The 23,748-nt window shown below is 60.4% G+C and carries 20 protein-coding genes; 14 read left to right on the top strand and 6 right to left on the bottom strand.

The genetic code is table 11. The features are described from left to right. Nucleotides 1–58 precede the first annotated feature (58 nt). The gene (locus tag KX729_RS18040; RefSeq protein WP_219743875.1) at nucleotides 59–394 is read left to right on the top strand and encodes a LapA family protein; all 336 of its coding nucleotides are present in this window, start codon (nucleotides 59–61) and stop codon (nucleotides 392–394) included. 77 nt (nucleotides 395–471) lie between these two features. Here KX729_RS18040 and KX729_RS18035 read toward each other — a convergent pair whose 3' ends face one another. Beyond that, the gene (locus tag KX729_RS18035) at nucleotides 472–927 is read right to left on the bottom strand and encodes an SRPBCC family protein (RefSeq protein WP_219743874.1); all 456 of its coding nucleotides are present in this window, start codon (nucleotides 925–927) and stop codon (nucleotides 472–474) included. 207 nt (nucleotides 928–1,134) lie between these two features. On the opposite strand from KX729_RS18035, the gene KX729_RS18030 reads away from it, so the two are divergent. The 5 genes from KX729_RS18030 to olsB all read left to right on the top strand — a co-directional run bounded on the left by KX729_RS18030 (nucleotide 1,135) and on the right by olsB (nucleotide 6,521). Then, entirely contained in the window at nucleotides 1,135–2,304 is a 1,170-nt protein-coding gene (locus tag KX729_RS18030; protein WP_246617685.1) for a class I SAM-dependent methyltransferase, read from the top strand. Continuing rightward, complete coding sequence (locus KX729_RS18025) at nucleotides 2,301–3,176, top strand: TrmH family RNA methyltransferase (RefSeq protein ID WP_219743873.1); 876 nt, start codon at nucleotides 2,301–2,303, stop codon at nucleotides 3,174–3,176. Before KX729_RS18030 ends, KX729_RS18025 begins: the two co-directional genes overlap by 4 nt. 17 nt (nucleotides 3,177–3,193) lie before the next feature. Further along, nucleotides 3,194–3,700 (top strand): signal peptidase II, encoded by a 507-nt coding sequence (gene lspA / locus KX729_RS18020; RefSeq protein WP_219743872.1) that lies wholly within the window; start codon nucleotides 3,194–3,196, stop codon nucleotides 3,698–3,700. Between the two features lie 55 nt (nucleotides 3,701–3,755). Continuing rightward, on the top strand, nucleotides 3,756–5,537 hold the full coding sequence (locus tag KX729_RS18015) for a hybrid sensor histidine kinase/response regulator (RefSeq protein ID WP_219743871.1): 1,782 nt from the start codon (nucleotides 3,756–3,758) through the stop codon (nucleotides 5,535–5,537). A 99-nt stretch (nucleotides 5,538–5,636) separates the two neighbouring features. After that, a complete protein-coding gene (gene olsB / locus KX729_RS18010) occupies nucleotides 5,637–6,521 on the top strand; it encodes a l-ornithine N(alpha)-acyltransferase (RefSeq protein ID WP_219743870.1) in 885 nt (294 codons plus the stop codon). A gap of 55 nt (nucleotides 6,522–6,576) precedes the next feature. Here the strand turns inward: olsB and KX729_RS18005 are convergent, their stop codons facing one another. The 3 genes from KX729_RS18005 to KX729_RS17995 all read right to left on the bottom strand — a co-directional run bounded on the left by KX729_RS18005 (nucleotide 6,577) and on the right by KX729_RS17995 (nucleotide 9,584). Beyond that, on the bottom strand, nucleotides 6,577–6,966 hold the full coding sequence (locus tag KX729_RS18005) for a type II toxin-antitoxin system VapC family toxin (protein WP_219743869.1): 390 nt from the start codon (nucleotides 6,964–6,966) through the stop codon (nucleotides 6,577–6,579). Continuing rightward, a complete protein-coding gene (locus tag KX729_RS18000; protein ID WP_219743868.1) occupies nucleotides 6,963–7,220 on the bottom strand; it encodes a type II toxin-antitoxin system Phd/YefM family antitoxin in 258 nt (85 codons plus the stop codon). The genes KX729_RS18005 and KX729_RS18000 overlap by 4 nt, the downstream gene beginning before the upstream one ends. 66 nt (nucleotides 7,221–7,286) lie before the next feature. Continuing rightward, a complete protein-coding gene (locus KX729_RS17995) occupies nucleotides 7,287–9,584 on the bottom strand; it encodes an NADP-dependent malic enzyme (protein ID WP_219743867.1) in 2,298 nt (765 codons plus the stop codon). 212 nt (nucleotides 9,585–9,796) lie between these two features. Between KX729_RS17995 and mutS the strand changes: the two genes are divergently transcribed. From mutS to KX729_RS17960, 7 genes are all read left to right on the top strand, one after another. Next, nucleotides 9,797–12,457 carry a DNA mismatch repair protein MutS gene (gene mutS, locus KX729_RS17990; RefSeq protein WP_246617683.1) on the top strand — a complete coding sequence of 887 codons (2,661 nt, stop codon included), beginning with the start codon at nucleotides 9,797–9,799 and terminating at the stop codon, nucleotides 12,455–12,457. Nucleotides 12,458–12,480: 23 nt separating this feature from the next. Beyond that, nucleotides 12,481–13,290, top strand: a complete 810-nt coding sequence (locus tag KX729_RS17985; protein ID WP_219743865.1) for an RDD family protein — start codon at nucleotides 12,481–12,483, stop codon at nucleotides 13,288–13,290. A gap of 69 nt (nucleotides 13,291–13,359) precedes the next feature. Then, complete coding sequence (locus KX729_RS17980; protein WP_219743864.1) at nucleotides 13,360–14,631, top strand: RDD family protein; 1,272 nt, start codon at nucleotides 13,360–13,362, stop codon at nucleotides 14,629–14,631. A 116-nt stretch (nucleotides 14,632–14,747) separates the two neighbouring features. Next, entirely contained in the window at nucleotides 14,748–15,770 is a 1,023-nt protein-coding gene (locus tag KX729_RS34405) for a helix-turn-helix domain-containing protein (RefSeq protein WP_219743863.1), read from the top strand. A 125-nt stretch (nucleotides 15,771–15,895) separates the two neighbouring features. After that, on the top strand, nucleotides 15,896–18,730 hold the full coding sequence (locus KX729_RS17970; protein WP_219743862.1) for a [protein-PII] uridylyltransferase: 2,835 nt from the start codon (nucleotides 15,896–15,898) through the stop codon (nucleotides 18,728–18,730). A gap of 241 nt (nucleotides 18,731–18,971) precedes the next feature. Further along, a complete protein-coding gene (murJ, locus tag KX729_RS17965) occupies nucleotides 18,972–20,546 on the top strand; it encodes a murein biosynthesis integral membrane protein MurJ (protein WP_219743861.1) in 1,575 nt (524 codons plus the stop codon). Between the two features lies 1 nt (nucleotide 20,547). After that, nucleotides 20,548–20,826: a DUF6959 family protein gene (locus tag KX729_RS17960; protein WP_219743860.1), complete on the top strand. Its 279-nt coding sequence runs from the start codon at nucleotides 20,548–20,550 to the stop codon at nucleotides 20,824–20,826. Here KX729_RS17960 and KX729_RS17955 read toward each other — a convergent pair. Both KX729_RS17955 and KX729_RS17950 read right to left on the bottom strand, forming a co-directional pair. Next, on the bottom strand, nucleotides 20,810–21,280 hold the full coding sequence (locus tag KX729_RS17955) for a peptidoglycan L,D-endopeptidase MepK (RefSeq protein WP_219743859.1): 471 nt from the start codon (nucleotides 21,278–21,280) through the stop codon (nucleotides 20,810–20,812). The genes KX729_RS17960 and KX729_RS17955 overlap by 17 nt on opposite strands. Before the next feature lie 175 nt (nucleotides 21,281–21,455). Continuing rightward, entirely contained in the window at nucleotides 21,456–22,178 is a 723-nt protein-coding gene (locus tag KX729_RS17950; RefSeq protein WP_219743858.1) for an FkbM family methyltransferase, read from the bottom strand. A gap of 400 nt (nucleotides 22,179–22,578) precedes the next feature. Here KX729_RS17950 and trpS point away from each other — a divergent pair, with 400 nt between their 5' ends. Next, nucleotides 22,579–23,643 carry a tryptophan--tRNA ligase gene (trpS, locus tag KX729_RS17945; RefSeq protein WP_219743857.1) on the top strand — a complete coding sequence of 355 codons (1,065 nt, stop codon included), beginning with the start codon at nucleotides 22,579–22,581 and terminating at the stop codon, nucleotides 23,641–23,643. Nucleotides 23,644–23,748: the final 105 nt, after the last annotated feature.

Here is a 23,748-nt window from a genome sequence, read left to right as displayed (position 1 = left end):
AAAAGCGGCGATTATCTGGTTGCCGGAGATTGCCTGGAAGATCAACGGGGAGATGGACATGGACAAGCTCAAAAGGATCGTCAGCCTCGTGGTTTTCGTGCCGCTCGGCATCGTGCTGATCGTGCTGGCGGTCGCCAATCGCCAGACCGTGACCTTGGCGCTCAACCCGTTTCGCCCGGAAGACAGCCTGCTGGCGATCAGCGCGCCATTGTTCCTGTTTCTGTTCAGCGCCGTGCTTTTCGGCATGCTGATCGGCGCCGCCGTCACCTGGTGGGGTCAGGGCCGCCATCGCAAACAGGCCCGCATCGAGGCGCGCGAGGCGGTGAAGTGGAAGAACGAGCATAAGGCAGTGGTCGGCGGACGGCCTGCTTCGACCCAACTCGTCACGAAATAAAGACAACGCGGACAGATAAACGCCGGCAAAACCATGTCCTGGTTCTGCCGGCGCCTTATCGATCGGAATGACGCGGATCAGCTCTGGCTGGCCTTGGCGACCACGGCCTTGTTGAAATCGGCAAAGAACTGGCCGGCAAGTTTCTGCGAGGTCGAATCGATCAATCGCGAGCCAAGCTGCGCGAGCTTGCCGCCGACCTGCGCCTTGGTCGAATATCTGAGCAACGTATCGCTGCCGTCTTCCACCAGCGTCACCGTCGCCGAACCCTTGGCGAAACCGGCAATGCCGCCCTTGCCTTCGCCCGAAATCATGTAGCTTTCCGGCGGGTTGATGTCTGAAAGCGTGACTTCGCCGGTAAAGCTTGCTGAAACCGGACCGATCTTCAGCTTGACGCTTGCGGCAAGCTCGGTCGGCGATTTCTGCTCCAGCGTCTGGCAGCCGGGAATGCACTGACGGAGGATTTCCGGGTCGTTCAAGGCCGCCCAAACCACTTCGCGGGGTGCCGCAATCCGCTCTTCGCCGCCCATATCCATGTGATGATCCTCCGAAAAATGCGTGTCTCAGGCTTATCGCAAGGCCAGGTTCGTTTGCCAAGGTGGACAAGCGAAGGGACAATACAGCGATGTAGTATCGTATGACAAGACAATAAAGCGCAGCTTTCGTCGATTCCTGCCGCTTTGAAGAATGGCCGCCAGATGTTATCTGCTGCAAAAAGATAAGAACCCAGGCGGATAAACGCATTGAAGAACAAGGATAGGCGCTCGTCGGGCGATAGGGTTGGCGATAGAACTGGCGACAAGAGCCGGGCACCGGCCGGCAGCAAGCCGGGCCGGGCGAGTGCTCCCGCGCGACCGGCAGCGTCAAAACCGGCGCAAACGGCCCGACCGGCCCCACGCATGACGGAAAAGCCTGTATCGCGGGCCGCCGAAAGAGCTCAAAAACCGGCTGCCCCGGCACCCGCGGTCGAGACGCGCCCGCTTCTGTCCCGGCAGGGCGATCGCCCGGTCGAACGCGTTCCGGTCATCCTGGAATCCAGCGGCGCCGGCGATTTTCACCTGATCGACAGCGGCAATGCGCTGAAGCTGGAGCAGTACGGTCCCTACCGCATCGTGCGGCCGGAAGCCCAGGCACTCTGGCGTCCCTCGCTGCCCGGGCATGTCTGGGATAATGCCGACGCAGTCTTTACCGGCGATACGGACGAAGACGGCATGGGCCGCTGGCGGTTTTCCAAGGACGCGCTCGGCGAAACCTGGCCGCTGTCCTTGCTCGGTGTCGATTTCCTCGGCCGTTTCACGGCGTTCCGGCATGTCGGTGTCTTCCCCGAACAGATCGTCCACTGGGATTGGATGAAAACCCAGGTCGAAAATGCAAAACGCCCGGTCAGGGTCCTTAACCTGTTCGGTTATACGGGCGTCGCCTCGCTGGTTGCCGCCGCCGCCGGTGCCGAAGTCACCCATGTCGATGCGTCGAAAAAGGCGATCGGCTGGGCACGCGAAAACCAGTCGCTGGCCAGGCTCGACAAGGCGCCGATCCGCTGGATCCGCGAGGACGCGATGAAGTTCATCCTGCGCGAAGAACGTCGCGGCAGCAAATACGACATCATCCTCACCGATCCGCCGAAATTCGGCCGTGGCCCGAATGGCGAGGTCTGGCAGCTGTTCGATCACCTGCCGCTGATGCTCGATATCTGCCGCGAGCTTTTGTCTCCCAAGGCGATCGGCCTGGTGCTGACGGCCTATTCGATCCGGGCGAGCTTCTATTCCATCCATGAACTGATGCGCGAAACGATGCGCGGCGCAGGCGGCGTGGTGGAATCGGGTGAACTCGTCATCCGCGAAGGCGGGCTGGACAACAAGACCCCCGGCCGCGCTCTCTCCACTTCCCTCTTCTCCCGCTGGGTACCGGCATGACCGACGAATACAATAGATCAGGACCCCATAGGTCCGAAGTAAGACGTGTGGGCCAGGTGAAGGAAGTCACCTCGCGTTCCAATCCGATCATCAAGGATATCAAGAACCTCACAGACAAGAAGCACCGTGAAGAGACCAGCACCTTCATGGCTGAAGGCCTGAAGCTGGTCATCGACGCGCTGGAACTCGGCTGGTCGATCCGCACGCTGGTTTACGCCAAGGCCGCCAAAAGCAAGCCGCTTGTCGAGCAGGTGGCAGCAAAAACCGTCGCGCATGGCGGGCTGGTGCTGGAAGTCAGCGAAAAGGTGCTCTCCTCCGTCACCCGCCGCGACAATCCGCAAATGGTGGTCGGCATCTTCGAGCAGCGCTGGAAAAGGCTGGACGACCTGAAGCCGAGCAAGGATGAGACCTTCGTGGCGCTCGACCGCGTCCGCGATCCCGGTAATCTCGGCACGATCATTCGCACCGCCGATGCGGCCGGCGCTTCCGGCGTCATCCTCGTCGGCGATTGTACTGATCCGTTCTCGCTGGAAACCGTGCGCGCCACGATGGGTTCGGTCTTCGCTATGCCGGTCGTCAAATGCAGCCCGGATGACTTCCTCGCCTGGCAGAAACGCTCCGGCGTATCGGTCGTCGCCACGCATCTCGCCGGCGCCGTCGATTACCGCACCGTGGATTATGCCAGGAAGCCGGTCGTCATCCTGATGGGCAACGAACAGTCCGGCCTGCCGGACAATCTTGCCAGGGCTGCCGACCGCACCGTGCGCATTCCGCAGCAGGGCAGGGCGGATTCGCTCAACCTCGCCGTCGCCACCGCCGTGATGCTGTTCGAAGCCCGCCGCCATCTCCTGACCTTGGATGAAAAGAAATGACCGGGGGACGAAAAGAAATGACCGGACGCGCCGCGTTTCTCTCGCGCCCCCTGACGGCGGTGATCGTCATCATCATTGCCGTTTTTCTCGACCAGGCGGTCAAGATCGCCGTCGAGAACTACCTGCCGATGGAGGAGCCAGTGCATCTCCTGCCGGTTCTGGCGCTGTATCGAACCTATAATCTCGGCGTCGCCTTCTCGCTCCTGTCCGGCATGGAACGGGAATGGATCATCGGCATGCGGCTGATCATCGTCGCCTTCGTGATCTGGCTCTGGCGCCGCACGCCGAAAGACCGGCCATTTGCCCATATCGGCTTCGCATTGATCATCGCCGGTGCCATCGGCAACCTGATCGACGGCCTGATCTACGGCCATGTCGTGGACTATGTTCTATTCCACACCGAGACGTGGTCTTTCGCAGTTTTTAACCTGGCGGACAGCTTTATTACCGTCGGTGCCGGCTTTGTGATCCTCGACGAATTGTTCGGGCCTAAAAAAAGCGAATCCAAAACAAGCGATCAGTAAAATTTTACCCGAATGATCTAGGGATTGGGAAAGAAACCCGGCTAGTCTTTCCCGCATGCGCGATATCGCCGAAATACATGAACGTATCTCCAAAGCGTTCGCGCCGCAGCCAGCGGCTGACACCGCCGATCCGGCGGTGGAACATGTCGTGCCGGCGCTCGGGCTGAGGTCGCGCGGGGAGGGGGCAAAGCCCCGCAATGCGCTGATGGCGCTGTTTTCCCGGATCGGCGAATGGCGCAGCAGGCGCACCACGGCCAGACTCTACAGCGCCTGGAAGGATGCCGAAGCGGCAAGTACGGCAAAATCCCGCCAGATCGCCACCGTCGTGCATGAAATCCGCACGCCGTTGAACGGCATTCTCGGCATGACCCATCTTCTCGGCCAGACGAAGCTGACGGCCGAACAGCAGAATTACCTGAGCGGTATCCGCCAATCCGGTTATGCGCTGGCGCAGCTGGTCGAGGACCTGCTCGATTATTCGACGTTGGAAGCCGGCCGGTTCCGGTTGAACAATCGCGCCGAGCACCTGCGCCACCTGATCGAAAGCGTCGTTGAGATGCTGGCGCCCCGCGCCCATGAAAAACGCATCGAGATCGCCGCCACGGTCGCCGCCGACCTGCCGGACCTTCTCGATTTCGACCCGGCCCGCATACGCCAGGTTCTGTTCAACGTCATCGGCAATGCGGTAAAATTTACCGCCGAAGGCGGCGTGCTGGTTCGCGCCTTTCTGGAAAACGACAATGTGGCAATCGCCGTCATCGATACCGGCCCCGGCATGACGCTCGAGGAGCAGGAGCGTATTTTCGGTGAATTCGAGCAGGCCGGCTCCGCAGAGGCGAGGAGCATAGGCACCGGGCTTGGGCTCGGCATCGCATCCCGCATCCTGACGGAATTCGGCGGCTCCCTGTCCGTCGTAAGCCGCAAGGAAATCGGCAGCACGTTCACCATCCGCTTCCCGCTGCACCTTTCCGAGACCGCTCTGTCCGGAAATATAGAGCGCAACCAGCTGCTGGCAAAGTCTCGCGTTCTGCTGCTGGCACCGGAAGGTCCCGCCGCACGGGCGACGGTGGCGACGATCGAAACGCTTGGCGGCCGCTGCCGGCATGTGTGGAACACGGCCGAAGCACAGATGCTGATCGATCGCGCCGAGACCGGCGCCATTCCCTATACCGATCTCATCGTCGATCATCGGCTGGCCTCCGACTATGCCAATGAAAAGGCGCATGCGCCGTTGCATCGCATCCTCCTGGTCAACCCGGAGGAGCGCGCCTCGCAGCCGCAGGATTTCTTCGATGCCTGGCTCATCCGGCCGCTACGCGAAAAATCCCTGATCGACGTCCTGAGCGGCCGCCTGCGTGGCTTCGGAACCCGTGATGCGCTGAACGATAACCAGCACCTGACACCTCCGCCGATCGTGGAAAAGGTACAGGACGGGCTGGATATCTTTCTTGGTGAGGACGATCCGGTCAACGCGCTGCTGATCCGCTCGATGCTGACCAAGGCTGGCCACAGGGTGCGACTGTTCGACGATTTCCCGACGCTGACGGCGGCTGCCCTGAAAGACGGCGCGCAGCCTCACATGATCCTCTCGGACATGCATATGCCCGGCGGCAACGTACTTGATCTGCTGTCCGCACTCAGAGGTTCGGAACGCGACACGGGCCGTCCCAAAGTGCCGGTCATCGTGCTAACAGGCGAAGGGCGCGAGGCGATGCGCCGCGAAGCGCTGCTCAATGGGGCAAGCCTCGTGCTTGGCAAACCGGTTGATCCGCTGACCTTATTGGAAGAGGTGAGGGCGCTTTCGGAACTTGTCTCGGGGCGACAACAGGTCCGTTGACGGCGCCGCGTCGGGAACCTATTGTGACAGCAAATGTCACGTTCTTGTCGCAGAGACGTGATTTATGACGGTGATCGAACCGGTACGGGCAAAATCACCATGGCAATCGAACTCCTGAACCGTGAATTGACCTCTGAAACAACCCAGGCGCCGGCCCCAGTCCCGGCAAGCGACCAGATCGTCGGCGATGTGTTCGGACGGATCGGTTCGCTCGAAACGCGTCTTGCCCGCAATGATCGCGAGATCGATGCCGCGCAGGCAGTGCGTTACCGTGTCTTCGTCGAAGAGATGAATGCGACGCTCGCACCAGAAGCGATGCGCATCCAGCGCGACGTCGATGCCTATGACGCGATTTGTGACCATCTTCTCGTCGTCGACAACGCCATCGAGGGCGAGATCGAAGACCAGATCGTCGGCACCTATCGGCTGCTGCGCCAGGAAGTGGCGCTCGCCAATGGCGGTTTCTATTCCGCATCCGAATTCGACATCGAGCCGCTGCTCGCCCGTCATCCGGACAAGCAGTTCATGGAGCTCGGCCGCTCCTGCGTGCTGCCCGACTATCGCACCAAGCGCACCGTCGAGCTGCTCTGGCAGGGCAACTGGGCCTATTCGCTTAAGCACGGCATGAACGCCATGTTCGGCTGCGCCTCCTTCCCGGGTGTCGATCCGCAGGAACATGCGCTAGCGCTGTCCTTCCTGCACCACACGGTGTCGGTGAAGAACGAGTGGGCGGTTTCCGCCAAGCGGGAACTCTACACCAACATGAACCTGATGCCTTTCGAGGACATCAATGCCCGTCAAGCATTGAGCGCGCTTCCGCCGCTGATCAAGGGTTATCTGCGCCTTGGCGCGATGATCGGCGACGGCGCGGTCGTCGATCATGCGTTCAACACGACGGATGTGCTGGTGGTCCTGCCGATCGCCTCGATCTCCAGCCGATATGTGAACTATTACGGTGCGGATGCTGGGCGGTTTGGGAGCTGAGTGGTCTGAGAGGGAGAGGCGCTTGGACCGCCTTTCCTGACATCTGGCTCTGAAACTATTTCATCAGCCGGATCGGCCCGTTGTATTGCCCGATCGTTTCATCTGACGTGAGCAGAAGCATGCCTTCTGCTATGCTCTGTGCGATCAGGATACGGTCGAACGGATCTTTATGGATCGCCTCAAGACTTGCAACGAGCAGTCCGTGCGCGGCGGTCACCTGAATCTCGTTAAACTCATGCTTGACCAGCTGTTCGTATAAAACTTGCGGATGCAGTGCCAGACGGGCTCTCCCAGTCGAATGTTTGATCGACAGTTCCCAAATGCTGGCTGAACTGAAGAAAACGACATTCTCCGGGTTCTCGATCATCGTTCGCGCTTCCGATGGAAGCCTGTCGGACGCACCGACAAGCCATATCAGAAGATGAGAATCCAAAAGGATTCTCACTTGTGTTCGCCGTAAAAGAGGTCCTCGATTTCCTTATCGAGCGCCTTATCGAGGTCTTCCGGAATAAAGAATTGTCCGTCGAGAAAACCAATCCTGCGCTTCTTCTTCGGCTCCTCCGCCGGAGCTTCCTCCAGCGCCACTACCTTCACCATCGGCTTGCCGGCCTTGGCGATGACAAAACCTTCCCCCTTCGCCGCATCCTCGACGAGGCGCGACAGATGGGTCTTCGCTTCATGGATATTGACGGTCTTCATGACAAAACACCCGAGTGGACTTAGTTTACTGAACCTAGTCCACTCGAGCGATATTTTCAATCTGGATTACGTCCCGGCGTTGTAAGCCGCGATCGCCGCCATGTTGACGATGTCACTGTCCTTGGCGCCCATCTGGGTGATCTGGACAGACTTGTCGAGGCCGACAAGCAGCGGGCCGATCACGGTCGAAGCGCCGATTTCCTGCAGCATGCGGGTCGAGATCGAGGCCGAATGGATGGCCGGCATGACGAGCACGTTGGCGGTGCCGGAAAGCCGGCAGAACGGATACTGCTCCATGCGCTGCGCATTGAGCGCCACGTCGGCCCCCATCTCCCCGTCATATTCGAAATCGACCCGGCGGCCGTCGAGAATACGCACTGCCTCGCGCACCCGCTCCGATCGTTCGCCGATCGGCTGGCCGAAGGTGGAATAGGCAAGCAATGCCACGCGCGGCTCGTAACCCATCCGCTTGGCGACACGCGCCGCTTCCACGGCGATATCGGCGATCTGCTCGGCATTCGGCATGTCGTGAACCGCGGTGTCGGCGACGAAGATCGTCCGGCCGCGCGAGATGACGATCGAAACGCCGATCACCTTATGGCCGGGTTTCGCATCGATGCAGCGGCGCACGTCGGAGAGTGCGGTGGCATAGTTGCGGGTCGTGCCAGTCACCATCGCATCCGCATCGCCGACGGCCACCATGGTTGCGGCGAAGTGGTTGCGGTCGTTATGGATCAGGCGCTGCACGTCGCGATGCAGGAAGCCTTCGCGCTGCAGGCGGGCATAGAGGTGGTCGATATAGGCATCCACGCGGGTTGAAAGGCGGGCGTTGACGATCTCGATGCCGGGGCGGTCGAGATCGATGCCGGCCTTTTCCGCGGTCGCCCGGATCACGTCGTCACGGCCGAGAAGGATGGCTGTGCCGAGCTTGTGATGCGTGAAGGTGACAGCCGCCCGCATGACCTGCTCTTCCTCGGCTTCGGCGAACACGACGCGCTTCGGGAAGCGGCGAACGCGCTCGTAGATGCCCTGCGTCGTTGCCGCGATCGGGTCACGGCGGGCAGAAAGCTCGGCGGCATAGGCGGCAAGATCGGGAATGTCCTTGCGGGCAACGCCGCTTTCCATCGCAGCCTTTGCAACGGCGACCGGAATCGCAGAGATCAGCCGTGGGTCGAACGGGACCGGGATGATATATTGCGCGCCGAACCGCGGGCGGTTGCCCTGATAGGCGGCGGCGACGTCATCCGGCACGTCTTCCCGGGCGAGATCGGCTAGCGCTTGGGCGGCGGCGACTTTCATCGCATCGTTGATCTGGCTGGCCCGCACATCGAGCGCGCCGCGGAAGATATAGGGGAAACCGAGCACGTTATTGACCTGGTTCGGATAGTCCGAACGGCCGGTCGCCATGATCGCGTCGTCGCGGACGCGGGCCACTTCTTCCGGGGTGATTTCCGGGTCCGGGTTGGCCATCGCGAAGATGATCGGCTTGTCCGCCATCGAGCGGATCATCTCTTCGGTGAAGGCGCCCTTCTGGGACAGGCCGAACACGACATCGGCGCCCTTCATGGCTTCTTCCAGCGTCCGCACCTTGGTCTTGGAGGCATGCGCCGATTTCCACTGGTTCATGCCCTCGGTGCGGCCCTGATAGATGACGCCCTTGGTATCGACCAGAATGATGTTCTCGCCGTTGAAGCCCATCGCCTTGATGAGTTCGACGCAGGCGATAGCAGCGGCACCGGCGCCGTTGCAGACAAGCTTGGTGGTCTTGAGATCGCGGCCGGTCAGTTCCAGCGCGTTGATCAGGCCGGCGGCGGCGATGATCGCCGTGCCGTGCTGGTCGTCATGGAAGACCGGGATGTCCATAAGCTCGCGCAGGCGGCTTTCGATGATGAAACATTCCGGCGCCTTGATGTCCTCGAGATTGATGCCGCCGAAGGAAGGGCCTAGATAACGAACGCAGTTGATGAACTCGTCGACATTTTCCGTATCGACTTCAAGGTCGATGGAGTCCACGTCGGCAAAGCGCTTGAAGAGGACGGACTTGCCTTCCATCACCGGCTTGGAGGCCAGCGCACCGAGATTGCCGAGGCCGAGGATCGCCGTGCCGTTGGAAATGACGGCGACCATGTTGCCGCGGGTGGTGTAGTCGTACGCGGTATCCGGGTTCGCGGCGATGGCCAGGACCGGCACCGCGACGCCCGGCGAATAGGCGAGCGACAGATCGCGTTGCGTCGCCATGGGTTTGGTGGGAACGATTTCCAGCTTGCCGGGACGGCCTTCCGAGTGAAAATCGAGCGCTTCCTGTTCGGTGACGGAAGCACGCGTGCGTGCGGCCTTCTCCGTGGCCTTGTCCTTAGCAGGCATGTGTCCTCCAGCTTTTTGTGGGCAGCCTTCCTCCAGGCCGCGGCAGATGTTGTCTTTCGGGTACCTTCATCGATAGTGTCGCCAATCCTTACGCGCAACAAAAAATCGGTTCCGTGACCCAATTCGAAAGATTCTCCCCCCAGTCTCAGAGGGGCGACGCTCTGAGTGCCGCTGAACTTGCTTCAGAGGAAAGCCGTGCAACTGCGACGCCGATGATGGAGCAGTATATCGAGATCAAGGCGACCAACCCCGGTTCGCTGCTCTTCTACCGCATGGGCGATTTCTACGAGCTGTTCTTCGAGGATGCGGTGGATGCATCGCGTGCATTGGGTATCACGCTCACCAAGCGCGGCCAGCATATGGGGCAGGACATTCCGATGTGCGGCGTGCCGGTGCATGCCGCCGACGACTATCTGCAGAAACTGATCTCGCTCGGCTTCCGCGTCGCCGTCTGCGAACAGGTGGAAGACCCGGCCGAGGCCAAGAAACGCGGCTCGAAGTCTGTCGTGAAGCGGGACGTCGTGCGCCTAGTGACGCCCGGCACAATCACCGAGGAAAAACTCCTCGTCGCTTCCGAATCCAACTATCTGATGACGCTTGCCCGTATTCGCGGCGCATCAGAAGCGCAGATGGCACTGGCCTGGATCGACATTTCCACCGGCGTCTTCCGTCTGGCCGAGACCACCGAAACGCGCCTGCTCGCCGATATCCTGCGCATCGATCCGCGCGAACTGATCATGGCCGATACCACTTTCTACGATGCTGAGCTGAAGCCGGTCTTCGATGTGCTGGGCAAGGTTGCCGTTCCACAGCCGGCTGTGCTGTTCGACAGCGCGAGCGCCGAAGGGCGCATAGCACGCTATTTCAACGTCAGCACGCTGGATGGCTTCGGCACTTTTTCCCGCTCGGAGCTTGCCGCCGCTGCCGCCGCCGTCGCTTATGTCGAAAAGACCCAGATCGCCGAACGCCCGCCGCTTGGCCGGCCGGAACGCGAAAGTGGCGCCTCGACCCTCTTCATTGATCCGGCCACCCGCGGCAATCTCGAGCTCACCCGCACACTGTCCGGCGAGCGCGACGGGACGCTGCTGAAGGCGATCGACCGCACCGTCACCGGCGGCGGCGCCCGTCTGCTGGCCGAACGGCTGATGTCGCCGCTGACCGATCCCGACCGCATCACCCGTCGCCTCGATTCCATCTCCTTCCTCATGGAAGAGCCCAATCTCTGCTCCGGCCTGCGCTCCAGCCTGAAACACGTGCCGGACATGCCGCGCGCCCTTTCGCGCCTGGCACTCGATCGCGGCGGCCCGCGCGATCTCGGCGCCATCCTTCAGGGGCTGGAAGCCGCCCGTGGCGTCGCATCCTTTCTGGAAGCGGCAATGCTGCCGGAAGAACTGGGCGATGCGCTGAGAGACCTGAAGGCGTTGCCGCTCGCTCTGGAATCCCTGCTCGGCAATACGCTGTCGCCTGAACTGCCGCTCCTGAAGCGTGACGGCGGTTTTCTCGCCGATGGCGCCAATGCCGAACTGGACGAGGTTCGGGCATTGCGCGACCAGTCCCGCAAGGTGATCGCCGGCCTGCAGCTGCAATATGCTGACGAAACGGCCATCAAGTCGCTGAAGATCAAGCACAACAACGTGCTTGGTTATTTCATCGAAGTGACGGCCGGCAATGCCGGCGCGATGACCGACACGCCGGAAGGCAAGGCGCGCTTCATCCACCGCCAGACCATGGCGAATGCGATGCGCTTCACGACGACCGAACTTGCCGACCTCGAAAGCCGCATCGCCAATGCCGCCGACAAGGCCCTGACGATCGAACTCGAAGCCTTCGACCGAATGGTCAGGGCCGTCACCGCCGAAGCCGAAACCATCAAGGCCGGCGCCCGTGCCCTATCGATCATCGATGTCGCCGCCGGCCTCGCCATGCTGGCCGAAGAATGGAACTACCGTCGCCCGACCGTCGATGCGTCGCGCATGTTCGCCATTGAAGGCGGCCGCCATCCGGTCGTCGAACAGGCGCTCCGCCGCCAGTCGTCTGGCCCGTTCATCGCCAACGATTGCGACCTTTCGCCGATCGACGGTCCTGCGGGAACAACGGAATTCGGCGCCCTCTGGCTGCTCACCGGCCCCAACATGGGCGGTAAGTCGACCTTCCTGCGCCAGAACGCGCTGATCGCCATCCTTGCGCAGATGGGCTCGTTCGTGCCGGCGACATCCGCCCATATCGGCATTGTCGACCGTCTGTTCTCCCGCGTCGGCGCTTCCGACGATCTGGCGCGGGGCCGCTCCACTTTCATGGTCGAAATGGTCGAGACGGCGGCGATCCTCAATCTGGCAACCGACCGCTCGCTGGTCATCCTCGACGAAATCGGTCGCGGCACCGCGACGTTCGACGGTCTGTCGATCGCCTGGGCATCGGTCGAACATCTCCACGAAGGCAACCGTTGCCGCGGCCTGTTCGCAACCCATTTCCACGAACTCACCGTGCTCTCGGAAAAGCTCAACCGGCTTTCCAACGCCACGATGAAGGTGAAGGAATGGGACGGCGAGGTGATCTTCCTCCACGAAGTCGGCCCCGGCGCCGCCGACCGCTCCTACGGCATCCAGGTCGCCCGCCTTGCAGGCCTGCCGGATTCAGTCGTCGCCCGCGCCCGCGACGTGCTCACCAAACTCGAAGACTCCGACCGCAAGAACCCCGCAAGCCAACTGATCGACGACCTGCCGCTTTTCCAGGTCGCAGTGCGGAGGGAGGAAGTAAAACGGGCCGGCGCGTCGAAGGTTGAAGAGGCCTTGAAGACCCTCAACCCTGACGATATGACACCGCGCGAGGCATTGGACGCGCTTTATGCGCTGAAGAAGCAGCTTCCCAAATAAAGCCTTTCCGAAAGTCGCGGCGAATGGCCGGTCAATATTTTGTTGCGGATGACAGGAAGCGCGGGGCACTCACCTGGGGCAAGGTCTGGGATCTGGCGCGAGCCGGCGAGATCCGCGCGAATACGCTGATACTTCTCCCAGGGGCGTCCTGCTGGCTTCCCGCCTGTGAGATCGAGCATGTTCGGGATTTTTTCCCGACTGGTCCTCGGCCCGAGGCGTCCTCCCAAGAGCAAGTCGGCTCGGTTTTTTTTGCCGGAGCAGAAGCCAATTCCAAGCTTGCGGGACCTTATTCCCGCTTCCTCGCCAGATTGATCGATTACGTTATCCTCGTCTCCGCGAGCATGACCTTGATGGTCGAAGTGCCGGGCGTCCAGGATATCTTTTCCGCGGACGTATTCGGCTCGTCAGCAGCCTATGTCCGCGTTTTTTATGTTTATGCCGGACCGGTCGCATTGATGTGGCTGATCGTGCAGTTGCTGTTGGCATTATGCATGGGCGTCGCAGGAACGAGCCCCGGCAAGGCGATCCTTGGTCTGAACGTCCGCAGTCTCAAGAATGAAAGTCCGCTTCGATTGCATCTCCGGCGGGAGTTGAAAATCTGGGTGCTCGTGATCTGCCTCGGCTTCCACACAACCGCACTTTTCCAGGTTGGCAGGCAGTATGTTCTTCTGCGGTTCGGCCAGCCGACGATTTACGACGGAAAATCATCGGTCGTCGAAGGCAGGCCTTCGGCTTCGAGATTCGCCTTGGCGGTGGCTGCTCTTCTGCTTCTGAGCGTCGCGGTGCTTTGCATGATGGCGATCATCAACGGACAACTGCCCTTATGGCCTTAATGGCGCTAGTTGGCATTTGCAATTTCCGCGTTCATGCATGAAGCTGTCACCGGGGTTCCGGGGATTTGAATGATTGATTGGTATTATCGATTGGGCAAGAAACAGGGTGGTCCTGTTTCTACCGAGACGCTTTTAGAACTGACAAAGGCAGGCACGATCAAGCCGGATACGATGCTCTGGCATTTCGGTCTTGGTGATTGGCAAAAGGCTTCGGAAACGGCTGAACTGACCGAAGCTCTTGCAACGGCACCTTCCGTTGCGCCTGTGGAGGTGCGTGATCCGACGCTTGCGGGGCCGTGGGCGCGTTTATGGGCCCGCATGATCGATGTCTATATCGTCACATACGGGTTGGTATTTGGCTTTACTTATCTCGTTTCGCTTTATGCGCCTGCATTCTATTTGCGAACCATGGCGGCTTTGGATGGGCTGATTTCAAAGGTGGTCGTGCTGCCCTTTGCAATGTTCGTTTTCGCCGCCATGATGAGCGTGACCGGCACGACTATCGGCAAGGCCATAATCGGCATCAAGGTCGAGAATATCTCGGGCAGAGGTTCGGTCGCATTCCATTTCCTGCGGGAACTGAAGGTGTGGATATTCGGACTGGGTTTCGGGATTCCGCTGGTCAATCTGCTGACAGGCACGACGCAAGCGGCCAAGCTCTCCAAGTCCGGATCAACCGGATACGACCGCGGTTTTGCGGTCGTCAGACGCAAAAGCTCCGATCTTCAATATTCTGTGGGCGTCTTCTTCGCCATCGCCGTCGTCTCTATCGGGACCTACTGGAATATCGCCTATAAGGCCGAGGAGGCGAGGGCTCAGGAGGTGCGGACCTGGGTCAATCCGGCAACCGGCAAGCAAGCCAGATTCGCCAATATGTGGGCGACCGAAGAGTGGAAGGCGGATGCTGGCAAGCTCTATTATTTCCAATCGAGCAAGCTTCTGGTGGAAGCCTTGCTGGGTTACGAGCCGCTTGAGGAAAACGGTGTGGATCCCGTCGTTTACGGAGAGGCGCTTCAGGAAGCGCTTGCAACGGATATCGCCGTCGATTCCGAGTGGAAGCCCGTCATGGTGGATGGTTTCCCCGCTGCGACAGCCAAGGCAACTCAGACCAACGTGGCCGATACCCATCTGGAGATCACTGTGGTGATCATAGGCCGAAGCGCCTGGCGCGTCTTGCTGTTCGTTCGTGGCCGATCGACGGAGGAATTTACCGGAAAGGACGTCCTGGTCCATTCGCTGTTTTCCACCGCAAAGGATATCAACGCTCCAGTCAATATGCCTTGCGAAGACGAAACCTGCTTGTCGCAGCTTTCGGCGGAAAAACTGCACGAACCGTCTTGAGCCGGGAAAAGAGAGCGTCCTCTCAGACGATCGCGGACCGCAAATCCCATGTCTTTTGTCGGCGAAGATGCTAAATCCGTCGCGAAAATTTGTGATCGTTTTCACCGGACCCCGCCGTGCTCTCCGTTCCCTTGCCATTCCTCGCCGGCCTCGTTTTCGCGCTGACGCTGTATCACAGCCTGAAAGGCGTCGAGGTTTCCGGGACGCGGCGATATTTCCATGCATTCCTCATTCTTTATGCGTTGCAGGGCATCGGCATCGGCCTGCGTTTCGGTTACGGGGTCGATGGACTGATCCCGTTTCTGCCGGTCTCGGCGTCCTTCATGCCGCCGCTCGCCTTTCTGGCGTTTCGGGGCCTGACGGCGGATGTGCCGCGCAGACCCTGGCTGCATCTTGCAGCGCCGCTTGCCGTCGCTCTGGCCGTGGCTTTTCTTCGCGACCTGGTCGATTTGCTGTTGTTCCTTGTCTTCTTTGGATATGCCGTCGCGCTCTGGCGGATGACGCTGTCCGGCGGTGACGATGTGATGGCGGAGGCCTCGCTGCAGCGCATGCGTCCGGCATTGCGAGCGGCGCGATTGACGGCGGGGCTGATGTTCTTTTTCGCCGCAAGCGACTGGGCCATCGCCATCTATACGGCGTTTTATGGCGCAGGCGAGGTGCCGAGGGCAGTGACCGTCATGAACATTGCGGCGATTGCCGCGGTTCTTGTCTATTATTTCGCACCGGTAACCTCGTCCGGCTCCGCCGTGTCCCAAGCCGTGACGAGCAATGCGGATACGACAAACCTTGCCCGCATTGCGGCTGCGCTGGACGAGCGCGAGCTTTACAAGAACGAAGACCTGAGCCTTGCCAAGCTCGCCCGCAAAGTCGGGCTGCCTGCCCGTGAGGTGTCGGCGGCGATCAACCGGGCGACGGGCCTCAACGTATCGCAATATGTGAATAATCGGCGGGTGGCCGAGGCCCGCCGGCTGCTGGCCGATACGGAAAAGACGGTCACCGCCATCATGCTGGAATCGGGTTTTGCCACGAAGTCGAATTTCAACCGCGAATTCCGCCGCGTCGCAGCCGTCAGCCCGGCGCAATACCGCGCCAGGGCGAGAGCCGGGCAGGAAGGCTCCGCGCCGAAAGCGCGGGCTTGAACTTTGCCTCGCAATGCAACAACTTTGAAACGTTGAGCGGCGATAATCGTTGGTCAAGGTGCCCAAACGCGCTATAGCCCACAACCGCTATAGCCTCTCCGGCATGCCGGCACCGGCAGGATAACATGGCCAGACACGACATCGATTTTTCCGAAATTCTCGACGTTTCCCGTCTCAAAGCGGATTGTAGGGCAATCACCGCGGACAGTGATCGCCCGCAGCTGGAATTGCGCGCTGCCCTTCTGCCAGTCTTGCGCCGCGCCAGCGTCGAAGGTCGCGAAAAAGCCCGCGCGCTGCTGGCAAAGGACGGCAGCGGTCTTGCCTGCGCCCGCCGGATTTCCTGGCTGCAGGACCAGATCATCGCGGTTCTGTATGAAACGATCGTTGCCGGCATCCAGCTGGAAGGCAAGGATATCGCGATTGCCGCGGTCGGCGGTTACGGGCGCGATACGCTGGCGCCGGGCTCGGATATCGACCTGCTTTTCCTGCTGCCGGAAAAGAATACCGACCCGATGCGCAAGGCCGTCGAGTTCCTGCTTTACGTATTGTGGGATCTGGGCTTCAAGGTCGGCCACGCCACCCGTACCGTCGAGGAATGTATCCGCCTTTCCAAGACCGATTTCACCATCCGCACCGCCATCCTCGAAAGCCGCTATATCTGCGGCAAGGCGCAGCTGGTGAAGGACCTGGAAAGCCGCTTCGACAAGGAAATTGTCGCCGATACAGGCCCCGAATTCATCGCTGCCAAGCTTGCCGAACGCGACACCCGTCATCAGAAGGCCGGCGACACGCGTTATCTCGTCGAACCCAATGTCAAGGAAGGCAAGGGCGGGCTGCGCGATCTGCACACGCTGTTCTGGATCGCCAAATATTACTACCGGGTGCGCGAGACGACCGAACTGGTGAAGCTCAACGTTTTGTCGAAGGAAGAAGCGCGGTCTTTCGAAAAGGCCGACGATTTCCTCTGGGCCGTGCGCTGCCACATGCATTTCCTGACCAACAAGGCAGAAGAGCGGCTGTCCTTCGATATCCAGCGGGAGATCGCCGAAAGCCTCGGCTATAATTCGCGCCCCGGCCTCTCGGCCGTCGAGCGCTTCATGAAGCACTATTTCCTCGTCTCCAAGAATGTCGGCGACCTGACCCGCATTCTCTGCGCGGCTCTCGAAGAGCAGCAGGCGAAGGCGGCTCCGGGGCTGACCCGCCGCGTCATCTCGCGCTTCACCAAGCGGCTGCACAAAATCCCCGGCACGCTGGATTTCGTCGAGGATCGCGGCCGCATCACGCTTGCCGATCCGGACGTCTTCAAGCGCGATCCGATCAATATCATCCGCTTTTTCCACCTTTCCGATATCAACGGCCTGGAACTGCATCCGGACGCCCTGAAGCGTATGACCCGCTCGCTGGCGTTGATCGACAACGACGTGCGCGAAAACGAGGAGGCCAACCGGCTTTTCCTCTCCATGCTCACCTCGCGTCGCGATCCGGGCCTGATGCTGCGGCGGATGAACGAGGCGGGCGTGCTCGGCCGCTTCATTCCGGAATTCGGCAAGGTTGTGGCGATGATGCAGTTCAACATGTATCATCACTATACGGTCGACGAGCACCTGATCCGCTCGGTGGAGACGCTGGCCGAACTCGACCAGGGCAAGGCGGCAGATATCCATCCGCTGTCCAACGCGCTGATGCCGAATATCGAGGAGCGCACCGCGCTTTATGTCGCGGTCCTCATCCACGACATCGCCAAGGGTCGCCAGGAGGATCATTCGATCGCCGGCGCCCGCATCGCCCGAAAACTTTGCCCGAGGCTCGGCCTCAACGCGAAACAGACCGAGCTGGTCGTCTGGCTGATCGAGGAACACCTGATCATGTCGATGACGGCCCAGACCCGCGACCTGCACGACCGCAAGACAATCACCGACTTTGCCGAAAAGGTGCAGTCGATGGACCGGCTGAAGCTGCTTCTGGTGCTGACCGTCTGCGATATCCGTGCCGTCGGTCCGGGCGTCTGGAACGGCTGGAAGGGCCAGCTGCTGCGCACGCTCTATTACGAGACTGAGCTGCTATTGTCAGGCGGGTTCTCGGAAGTGTCGCGCAAGGAGCGCGCCAAGGTGGCGGAAGAGGCGCTTTATGCGGCGCTGGAAAACTTCAGCCAGAAGGAACGCCGCGTCTATTCGAAGCTGCACTACCAGCCATATCTCCTGTCGGTCTCGGTCGACGACCAGGTGCGGCATGCGAAATTCATCCGCGATGCCGACAAGGCAGGCCAGGCGCTTGCCACCATGGTGCGCACCGACAGTTTCCACGCGATCACCGAGATCACCGTTCTGGCACCTGACCATCCGCGTCTCCTGTCGATCATCGCCGGCGCCTGCGCCGCCGCCGGCGCCAACATCGCCGACGCGCAGATCTTCACGACTTCGGACGGCCGGGCGCTCGACTCGATCCTGGTCAATCGCGAATTCCCGGTGGACGAAGACGAGCTTCGCCGCGGCGGCACGATCAGCCGGATGATCGAGGACGTGCTATCCGGCAAGAAACGCCTGCCGGAAGTCATCGCGACGCGCGCCAAATCCCGCAAGCGCAACAAGACCTTTGTCCTGCCGCCTTCGGTGACGATATCGAACACGCTGTCCAACAAGTTCACCGTCATCGAGGTGGAATGCCTGGACCGCACCGGCCTTCTGGCGGAAGTCACCGCCGTGCTTGCCGACCTGTCGCTCGACATCCACTCGGCGCATATCACCACGTTCGGCGAAAAGGTCATCGATACGTTTTACGTCACCGATCTCCTCGGCCACAAGGTGACCAACGAGCACCGTCAGGGCAATATCACCGCGCGGCTGAAGGCTGTCATGGCGGAACAGGAAGACGAGCTCAGAACCGGCATGCCGGCCGGCATGATCGCACCGGCGCCGAGCCCGGAGCAGGTCACGCCGCGCAAGAGCAGGGCCGGGGTGTGAGAACGTTTCTCATGAGCGGATTTGCGTCTGTGGGTACCCCCCTCTGCCCTGCCGGGCATCTCCCCCTCAAGGGGGGAGATCGAATCGAGGCGACCTATCCCCCATCGCCAACGTCGCGTTTCAGGGAAAGTCGGTCCGTCTTGCCAATCTCCCCCCTTGAGGGGGAGATGCCCGGCAGGGCAGAGGGGGGTAAGCGTCTTGCCGCTCCGCCAATTACCTATCTTGCGCCGGAGCCGACCCCATGAGCCTCGTCAAAAAATTCGCCACCGTCGGCGGCGCGACCCTCGGCAGCCGCATCTTCGGTTTCGCGCGCGAAACCTTCATGGCCGCGGCACTCGGCACCGGCCCGATGGCGGACGTCTTCTACGCCGCCTTCCGTTTCCCCAACCTCTTCCGCCGCCTTTTCGCCGAGGGCGCGTTCAACGCAGCCTTCGTGCCGCTGTTCTCCAAGGAGATCGAGGCCAACGGCGTCGAGGGCGCCAAGCGGTTTTCGGAGGAGGTCTTCGGGGTCCTGTTCTCCGCTCTGCTGATCATCACCATCATCATGGAACTGATGATGCCGTGGCTGGTCGAGTGGGTCATCGCGCCGGGCTTCGCCGACGATGCGGAAAAGACCTCGCTCACCATCCGCATGGCGGCGGTGATGTTCCCCTACCTGATGTGCATGTCGCTGACGGCGATGCTGTCGGGCATGCTGAACTCGCTGCACCATTTCTTCGCAGCCGCCATCGCCCCGGTTTTCCTCAACGTGGTGATGATCGCCGCACTATTCTATGGCCTTTATATCGGCGCCGAGCCGCGGGTGATCGCCTGGTATCTGTCGTGGAGCGTGCTGGTTGCCGGCCTGTTGCAGCTTCTCGTCGTTTATATCGGCGTGCGTGCCGCCGGCATCAATATCGGCTTTCGCCGCCCGCGCATGACGCCGAACGTCAAGCGGCTGCTTCTGCTGGCCGTGCCTGCTGCGGTCACCGGCGGCATTACCCAGATCAACCAGATCATCGGCCAGGCGATCGCATCGGGCAAGGAAGGCGCCATCGCCGCCCTGCAATATGCCGACCGCATCTATCAGCTGCCGCTCGGCGTCGTCGGCGTCGCGGTGGGCGTCGTGCTGCTGCCGGAACTCGCCCGCGCGCTAAAGGGCGGTTACGCCAGGGAGGCCGCCAATATCCAGAACCGCTCGATCGAATTCGTGCTGTTCCTGACCCTGCCGGCCGCAGCCGGCCTCTGGATCCTGTCGGACGCCATCATCCGCGTGCTTTACGAGCGTGGCGCCTTCTCAGCCGAAAACACCGCAGTCGTTGCCTCGATCCTTGCCATTTACGGCATCGGCCTTCCGGGTTTCGTGCTGATCAAGGCGCTGCAGCCGGGCTTTTACGCTCGCGAAGACACCAAGACGCCGATGCGCTTTACGATGATCTCTGTGGTCATCAATTCCGGCCTCGCCATCTCGCTTTTCCCGCTGATCGCCGAACGCGGCATCGCCACCGCCGAAGCCGCCGCCGGCTGGACGAACACGTTTCTGCTGTTCACGACGCTGGTCTGGCGGGGCGATCTCGTCTGGGAATGGACAATGGCCAAACGCACGGCCCTGCTGCTCGTCGCAACCGCCATCATGTCTGCGGCGCTCATCTATGCGCTGCCCTATGCCAGCCCATGGCTATCACCGGGTTCGCATATCCTGCACCAGGTGCTGGCGCTTGGCGCGTTGCTGGCAGTTGCGATCGTCGTTTATTTCGCTGCGGCTTTCCTCATCGGCGGCGCCGATCTCGGCATGATCCGGCGAAACCTGAAGCGCAAAGCGAAGGCTCAGAAGTGACATGCAGGACGATGTAAAACTCCTCAGCGAACCGAAGAATTTCGCGGTTGTTCAATTGCCGGGCCGCGCTTATCCGGGTGTCGTGATGCAGGGTGACACCCTTCATAGCTTCATTACCGATCTGACCGAGATGAAAAGGCTGCTGGACGAGAGCGAAGGCATGGAGCTCGCAATTGCGATCGATGACATGAAAACCCGGCTTACAGAGGTTCAAACGCACTATGAGCTTGTCTGCGCCGGCAACGGCATCAGGCTTCCCTATTTCAAGAATGGCGTTTGAAACTGGCAAGGCTGCCTTTGGCTTTGCCCTTGCCGCAATAATTCCATTCCCGCTTCGGCCCGACATCCACATGTACGATGCCGTTGCAATAGCGGCCGATACCACCGATGCCCGGCGCGCTGGCTGCGGCAGCCAGAACTGCCTTTTCGGAAACGCCCGGCACGCGGATATCGGCGGCATAACAATGGCTGTGCTGCGAACCGCCCGAATGCGGACGGTGACCGGAGGTCACCATCGGCTTGCGCCCGGTTTCCTTGGCGATATGGGCAAGGATCGCCCCGAGCTTTTCGGGAAAACAGCTGGTGCGCACGCTGATGCGCTGGACGGTATAGAAGGCGGAGTAGTCGTGCTTGAAAGACGTGCCGCGGCGTTTCTGGGCCTCCGCGGCGTTTGTCTGGAAAGCGATGCTGGCTGTCATGAGGCAGGCGAGCGCGACGCGAAAAATGATGCGCATTTGGGTATCCCCCGAGGAAGGACCTGCCGTCATGGCGGGCCATCTGGTTCAGGGTGAGCATTTCGTTTCTAAAAGTGACGTGAATAAGGAGTAAATTGCTCCAAATTGGGATTTGTTGTGCCCTATTGGTTAAGGCGGGTTAATCTTTCCGACCGGATGTCGCGGTTCGCCGTCGCTATGCAGCCCTTTTTATCGGGGCGGTGTCCCTCAGCAGGTAATCATGGTGCGATAGTTTGCCTTCGATGACATATTCCGGACCGATGACCTTGATGACTTCTTCTATCTGCTTGGTTTCGATCAGAACGAAACTCGGACGGTGGCGCGTCAGATCCAGGCCGCGAAGGGCGTCCAGCTCGAAGCCCTCGACATCAAGGCTTAAAAGAGTGACCTGCGGAGCGCGAATGTCATCCAGAATACTCGACAGCGTCCGCACCGGCGCCGTCACCTGCGAAGGATTTGAACCGAGCCAGCCGCCCCAGCGGAATTGCGCTTCGACGTCGGAAACCATGGATGATTGAAGATCACGAAAATCCATCTGTATTTCGCTGCCTTCATTTTCCGGAGGCCCCAGCGCTGCACAGATGGTGGTGGCACTCCGAAACGCCTTGGATAATTCGGACAGAGGCCGGAATGGCTCTATGAGAACGCCATCCCATCCTTTTCTTTTTTCGAGAAAGTAAGTGTTCGACTGATCTACGCCGTCGTTGCCGCCTGCTTCAATGAAAAAGCCTTTCTCTGGAAGATACGGGATGATCTTCTTATCGAGATCGTTCAGCGCCGTATAAGGAGCTTTGCCTGAAATTGTCTTTAATCGTAAGGCGATATATTTTGATATCTTAATTCCGCGAATACCGAATAAAACCTCGATAAGTTTAGCTATACCCCGACGTCCAGACATCAATCCCCTCCCGAAAATTGCCTAGATTACTGAATGCAACATAGATGAAGAACGGAGATATTTGAAATAGGAAGCGAGAATATATTTAATTTCTATGATTTCAGACATAAATTCAAAAGGTTGGGAAATAAGATTCAAGCTTCATTCTTGATTTGCATTTCAATCTCCGGGGTAAATTCAGGACGGCTTTCCGGGCGGTATATTTCTGTAAATCCTACGGCAACACCTTGGATTTGATTGAGCGCGCGGCACGTTGAGGCCTTGATCCCAAAGAACGAGCCGTGCATAAGCCCGCCCGTTAGCACCATGGCCCGCGGGCCGCGTTCACCGGGGATCTCACACCTTCCGGAGACGCGGAATCCAGGGCCTGGAGGCCTTCCACCAGCCTATCGAGGACGATATGAACACCTTCAAACCGCTTGTCTTTTCCGGCGTTCAGCCGACCGGCAATCTGCATCTCGGCAATTATCTCGGCGCGATCCGCAAGTTCGTGGCGCTGCAGGAAAACAACGACTGCATCTATTGCGTCGTCGACCTGCATGCGATCACCGCGCAGCTCGTGCATGACGATCTGCGCGGCCAGATCCGCTCGATTGCCGCAGCCTTCATCGCTTCGGGCATCGACCCGAAGAAACATATCGTCTTCAACCAGTCGGCCGTGCCGCAGCATGCGGAACTCGCCTGGGTCTTCAACTGCGTCGCCCGCATCGGCTGGATGAACCGCATGACCCAGTTCAAGGACAAGGCCGGCAAGGACCGCGAGAACGCCTCACTCGGCCTGCTCGCCTATCCGAGCCTGATGGCCGCCGACATTCTCGTCTATCGCGCCACCCACGTGCCGGTCGGCGACGACCAGAAACAGCATCTGGAACTCGCCCGCGACATCGCCCAGAAGTTCAACATCGACTTCCAGGACAAGATCCGCTTGACCGATACCGGCGTCGATATGGTCGTTGGCGAAGAGCCGATCCACGGTTATTTCCCGCTGGTCGAGCCGCTGATCGATGGCCCGGCACCGCGCGTCATGTCGCTGCGTGACGGCACCAAGAAGATGTCGAAATCCGATCCGTCGGACCTGTCGCGCATCAACCTGATGGACGATCAGGACGAGATCCTGAAAAAGATCCGCAAGGCCAAGACCGATCCTGAAGGCCTGCCGAGCGATGTCGAAGGCCTGAAAGGCCGTCCGGAAGCCGACAACCTCGTCGGCATCTATGCAGCTCTGGCCGACAAGACCAAGGAGCAGGTGATCGCCGAATTCGGTGGCCAGCAGTTCTCGGTCTTCAAGCCGGCGCTTGCCGACCTCGCCGTGCATGTCCTGGCGCCGATCACCACCGAAATGCGCCGCCTGATGGATGACACCACCCATATCGACGCCATCCTGCGCGACGGCGGCGAGCGGGCTCGAGCCCGCGCCGAAAAGGTCATGGGCGAAGTGTTCGACATCGTCGGCTTTCTGCGCTGAAAGGTTGCCCCTCACCCTAACCCTCTCCCCGTAAACGGGGAGAGGGGACGTGCCCTGTTCGACGGCCGAAAATTTGGGAGACGTTGCAACCCGTGTCCTTCTCCC

It is taken from the genome of Neorhizobium populisoli, assembly GCF_019430945.1.
In the GTDB taxonomy this organism is placed as follows: Bacteria; Pseudomonadota; Alphaproteobacteria; order Rhizobiales; family Rhizobiaceae; genus Neorhizobium; species Neorhizobium populisoli.
This window is presented reverse-complemented; position numbering and strand designations above follow the sequence as displayed.